The organism is Dietzia sp. CQ4 (assembly GCF_014145125.1).
GTDB lineage: Bacteria > Actinomycetota > Actinomycetes > Mycobacteriales > Mycobacteriaceae > Dietzia > Dietzia natronolimnaea.
This window is the reverse complement of sequence record NZ_JAALDZ010000152.1, coordinates 1-4,966: the sequence shown is the minus strand read 5'-3', so window position 1 is coordinate 4,966 and position 4,966 is coordinate 1. Positions and strand designations below refer to the sequence as shown.

Here is a 4,966-nt window from a genome sequence, read left to right as displayed (position 1 = left end):
GGCGCCGCAGCGGACCGGGCGCCCTGACGTCCCGCCGGCCGGAGGGCGATCCCCGTCGGGGGGAGGGCTATCTTCCCCGGCCGGATGTCGATCCCCCCGGCTGTCAGATGCGCTCGAGGAACCCGGCGATCGCCGCCCATGACTCCTCGGGGGCCTCCTCCACGAGGTAGTGCCCGGCGTCGATCGCGCGGCCCTCGGCCCGGGGCAGCCGGCCGCGCCAGACCTCCAGCGGATCCACCTCCGCGCCCACCTTCCCCCGGGCGCCCCACAGCACGAGCGCGGGCAGGTCCGGCCGGCGGTGCAGATCCGCCTCGTCGTGGGCGAGGTCCACGGTGGCAGCCGCCTGATAGTCGCCGCAGATCGCGTGGATGACGCCGGGTCGAGCGATGGCCTGCTCGTACTCGGCCAGGGCCACCGGATGGAACGCCTCCAGCGGGGAGTAGAGGCCGGCGAGGGCCGAATGGAGGAACCGCACCGGGTCGTCGGCGATCATCGGCTCCGCGATCTCGGGCCGGGCCAGGAAGCCCCAGTGGTAGTAGGCGCGGATCATCTCCGGTGACATCTGCCGCCACACCTCGGTGGTGGGCAGGATGTCGAGCAGCGCCACGCCCCGCACCAACCCGGGCCGATCGAGCACCAGCCGATGCGCGGTCCGGGCACCCCGGTCGTGTCCGATGACGACAGCGGTGTCGTCGTCGGTCCCGTCGCGTTCCCCGTCGCCTGCCGGACCGGACCCACCTCCCCCGAGCTCGCCGATCAGCGCGGCGACGTCGGCGGCCATGGCGCGGAAGGAGAAGTCGTCGTCGAGGCACTCCGAGGCGCCGTATCCGCGCAGGTCGGGAACGGCGACGGTGTGCCGGGTGGCCAGCCCGGCGGCGATCCGGTGCCACATCGCCCCGGTCTGCGGGTACCCGTGCAGCAGCACGACCAGCGGTCCCGATCCGCCGACGCGCACCCTGATCCGGGCGCCGGGCGTCTCGATCACGCGGGAGCGGAAACCGGGGAAGAGATCGGGTCCGTCGGTCACCGGGTCTCCTTGGCCTGAAAGGGGGTCGCCAGGGCGACGCTAACAGGCACAATCGGTCCATGCACCGATCCCGGCGAGCCACATTCGTAGAGTTGACGCAGGGCAGGTCCTTCCCGCCGATGTCCGGCCGCGCGGCCCCGGACCTGGCGGCGGCCGGGTTCGGCGAGTCGGAGTGGGCGTGCAGCGGCGAGGCCGTCTCCTACGACACGGTGGCGACACCGGGCGACGGGCGCGTCGAGCTCACCGAGGCCGATTCCGCGCCGTTCGCGACCCGCGTACTGGTGCGGCGGCCGGAGCCGGGGTCGTTCAGCGGCGTGGTGCTGGTGGAGTGGCTCAACGTCAGTGGTGGCCAGGACGCCGCGCCGGACTACACCTACCTCGCCGACGAGATCCTCCGGGCGGGCCACGCCTGGGTCGGGGTGTCGGCCCAGTTCATCGCGGTCGAGGGCGGGGACGCCGCGGTGGGCCTCGGCGGCCAGACCAAGGGACTCCGGGCCCAGCGACCCGAGCGCTACGGGGACCTGCACCACCCCGGCGACGCGTACGCCTACGACATCGTCACCCAGGTGGGGCGCTACGTGCGCGAGCCGGACGGGGAAGGGCCGCTCGCGGGTCTACGCGCGCGGTCGGTCATCGCGGTGGGCGAGTCGCAGTCGGCGTTCGCGCTGACCTCCTACGTCAACGGCGTCCACCCGCGGGCCGGGGTGTTCGACGCGTTCCTCCTCCACAGCCGTGGAGCCGGGTACCTGCCCTTCGACGACCGCGGCCGCGGGAGCGACATCGTCGCCGCCCTCGGTCGCGGCCCGGCGACGCTCCGCGAGGACGTGGGCGCGCCGGTGATGGTGGTGCAGGCGGAAGGCGACCTGATCGGCCGGATCGCCTCCCTGCCCGCCCGCCAACCCGATTCGGAGTCCGTGGTGACCTGGGAGATCGCCGGCCAGGCGCACGCGGACCTCTATCAGCTGGGTGAGTTCGCGCAGTTCGTCGACTGCCACGGCCCGGTCAACAGCGGGCAGCAGGTGTTCGTCCTGCGCGCCGCCCTGAGGCACCTGGTGTCCTGGGTCGCCGGTGGTGCGCGCCCGCCGGCCGCGCCGCCGGTGGAGATCGACGACGACGAGGTCGTCACCGACGAGATGGGCAATGGCCGGGGTGGCGTGCGGACCCCCGTCGTGGAGGCCCCGGTCGAGCAGCTCACCGGCGTGCCCCATCCCGAGGCGCAGCCCCTGTGCATGCTCCTCGGGCGGACCGTGGAGCTTCCCGAGCAGGTGCTGCGGGAGCGGTGGCCGGGCGGTGGGAAGACCGGCGGAGGGCAGTCGGGGCGTGAGCAGTACCTGGCGGCCTATCGCGCGGCCACGGACCGGCTCATCGCCGAGGGTTTCCTCCTGCCCGAGGACCGCGAGGAGATCCTGGCCGACGCCCGACCGGAGCGTCTCACCTGGTGAGTCGGGCGCGGGTCTCCCGGCGGGGTGCTCGGCCGAACGTGCGGTCGGGTGATCGCGTGAGCAGGATGACCGCCACGAACATCGCCTGGGCGCCCACATAGGTGGCCATCACCACGAGGTCGCGGTTCGCCCAGTCGACGAGATCGGGCCGGAACGCGCCCAGCGCGATCAAGCCGTCGGACAAGACGAACAGGGCGCCGCCGAGAGCGCCGACCCAACCGTGGCTCGACGCGAGCCACGCCACGGCGAGAAGCAACATCCCGTAGACCACCACGGCCGGGGCGAGCATCCCGGCCTCCGGAACCGTCACCGCCAGCAGCGCGACCGCCACCACCACGAGCAGCAGTGTCCACGCGAACGGCGACCGGCCCCGGTCCACTCGGGTGAAGGCGACGATCCACAGCACCTGGGCCACGGCGAACCCGCCGATCATCGCCAGGAACCGCGCGTCCTCCGGCATCACCTTGGGTAGCGAGTCCCCGACCCAGCTCGCGGCCAACGCGGCCAGCGCCCAGGGCCAGGCGGGTCCGCGGTCATCGGGCGGTGACACGAGCAGCACCACCGCCAGCGCGGGCATGAGCAGCACCTGCGACCACGCTGCCACCGCGTCGGCGCCGGTCAGAAGCGCGATCAGGTGGACGAGCGTCACCACGGCGACGGGGCCCCAGCTCAGTGCGCGCATGCCCACGACGCTATCGCCGGTCACCGCCGCGCGCCGGGGGACGCGTCACCTCGTCGTCGTCGGGTGACGGCGTGCCCCGTCAACGCGACCATCACCGCGGCGCAGCACAGCACGCCCACGCCGAACGCCATGGTGATGCCCTCGTCGGTGGAGTAGGTCGACTCGGACGGGTGGGCGGCGAGCACCGCGGCGGACAGCGCGGCACCCACCGCGCCGCCGACAGTGCGCAGGACCTGGTTGAAGCTCACGGCGCTGCCGAGTTGGTCCACGGCCACACTCCGGGCGATCAGCGCGGGCATGGCGGCGTACCCGGATCCGATCCCCGCGCCGAACAGGAACATCCCGACGGCGAGCGTGAGGAAGTCGCCGTGCGCCCACCACAGCAGCAGCGACGCCACGGTCATCACCGCCGCACCGACCGGTAGGAAGACCGCCATGTCGACTCGGCGGGAGAGCGCCCTGACCGCGCGATTGGCCAGGAAACTGCCGACGGACAGCGGCGCCATCATGAAGCCCGCCCACATGAGCGGGACGGCGAGGCCGAAGCCGGTGTCGGTGGGGGCCTGGGCCACCAGGCTCGCGATCGACAGACCGATGTACAGCGCGGTGCCCAGCCCGATCGCGGTCGCGTTGGCCAGCAGCACCTCGGGCCGGCGCACCACCCGTAGGTTGATCAGCGGGTGCCGGGTGCGCACGCTGTGCACGCCCCACGCGGTCAGGGCGGTCACGGCCACCGCGAGGGTCCCCAGGGCGCGCGGAGAGGTCCACCCCCAGCCCTGGGCCTCGGAGATCCACAGCAGCAGGGTGGCCAGGCCGACGCCCAGCAGAACGGCTCCGGGCAGGTCGAGGGGTGTTCGCGGGGCGAGCGGGTCGGGCCCGGCGGGGACGAAACGCCACACCCCGGCCGCCGCGGTGGCCACGAACAGCGCGGCGAAGGCGAACGCGGACCGGTGGCCGAACCCCGCGGCCAGCAGGCCGGTGAGCGGGTACCCCAGCCCCATCCCCACGGAGACCGTGACCGACAGGGTGGAGATGGCCGGCTGGGACTCGGAGTAGCTCAGGTGTCGGCGGGCCAGGGCGATGGTGACCGGGACGGTGCCGTAGAGCAGACCCTGCAGTGCCCGGCCGATCAGGAAGATCGTGAAGTCCGTGGCCACGGTGGCGATGACCGATCCGGTGAAGATCACCGCCAGCGACGCCAGGAGCAGCCGGCGGGTGTGGGGTCCGTCCGCCAGGCGACCCATGATCGGGGTGGCCACCGAGCCCACCAGCAGGTTCACGGTGAGCATCCACTGCGCGGCGCTGACGGTGATGCCGAACTCGCCTGCCACCGACGGCACGAGCAGCATGCCCAGCGAGCTGACGATCGCGCTGGTGAGCCCCGCGTAGACCAGGGCCTGGAGGAACCAGCGGGGTGCGGGAGCGCGGTCGGTCGAGGTCACCTCGTGCCCTCGGCGTCCAGCCTGCCGAGCAGGGGCACCGCTGCCGCCAGGGTGGCGCGTTCGGACTCGCTCAGCTCGTCGGTGACCGCGTGGATCAGCCACTCCTGCCCGGCCGAGCGTTCGGTGTCCAGGCGTGCGCGGCCGCTGTCGGTGAGGGTGATCAGGACCCGCCGGCCGTCGGCGGGGTCGGGGCTGCGGGAGACCAGGCCCATCTGTTCGAGTTCGCGGACCGCACCCGCCACGGCCTGATGGCTGATCCGCTCGTGCGCGGCGAGGTCGGTCGCGGTGAGCGAACCGTGGCGGTCGAGGCGGGCCAGGATCCCGACCTTCCCCATCGACAGCGTCCGGTGCTCGCCGAGCCGCCGCCACAGCG

The 4,966-nt window shown here is 73.2% G+C and carries 5 protein-coding genes; 1 reads left to right on the top strand and 4 read right to left on the bottom strand.

Annotated features, from left to right (window positions below):
• Nucleotides 1-103 precede the first annotated feature (103 nt).
• Nucleotides 104-1,027, bottom strand: a complete 924-nt coding sequence (locus G6031_RS09725) for an alpha/beta hydrolase (protein WP_182653166.1) — start codon at nucleotides 1,025-1,027, stop codon at nucleotides 104-106.
• 59 nt (nucleotides 1,028-1,086) lie between these two features.
• Between G6031_RS09725 and G6031_RS09720 the strand changes: the two genes are divergently transcribed.
• Nucleotides 1,087-2,469 carry an alpha/beta hydrolase domain-containing protein gene (locus tag G6031_RS09720; protein WP_241737289.1) on the top strand — a complete coding sequence of 461 codons (1,383 nt, stop codon included), beginning with the start codon at nucleotides 1,087-1,089 and terminating at the stop codon, nucleotides 2,467-2,469.
• On the opposite strand, the gene G6031_RS09715 is transcribed toward G6031_RS09720, so the two are convergent.
• The 3 genes from G6031_RS09715 to G6031_RS09705 are packed head-to-tail and all read right to left on the bottom strand — an operon-like array spanning nucleotide 2,459 to nucleotide 4,964.
• Nucleotides 2,459-3,151, bottom strand: coding sequence for a lysoplasmalogenase family protein (locus tag G6031_RS09715; RefSeq protein WP_182653165.1), 693 nt, complete (start codon nucleotides 3,149-3,151; stop codon nucleotides 2,459-2,461). The two genes, G6031_RS09720 and G6031_RS09715, sit on opposite strands and share 11 nt — an antisense overlap.
• Nucleotides 3,152-3,171: 20 nt before the next feature.
• Complete coding sequence (locus G6031_RS09710; protein WP_182653164.1) at nucleotides 3,172-4,593, bottom strand: MFS transporter; 1,422 nt, start codon at nucleotides 4,591-4,593, stop codon at nucleotides 3,172-3,174.
• Nucleotides 4,590-4,964, bottom strand: a complete 375-nt coding sequence (locus G6031_RS09705; protein WP_241737288.1) for a MarR family transcriptional regulator — start codon at nucleotides 4,962-4,964, stop codon at nucleotides 4,590-4,592. The genes G6031_RS09710 and G6031_RS09705 overlap by 4 nt, the downstream gene beginning before the upstream one ends.
• Between the last annotated feature and the right edge of the window lie 2 nt (nucleotides 4,965-4,966).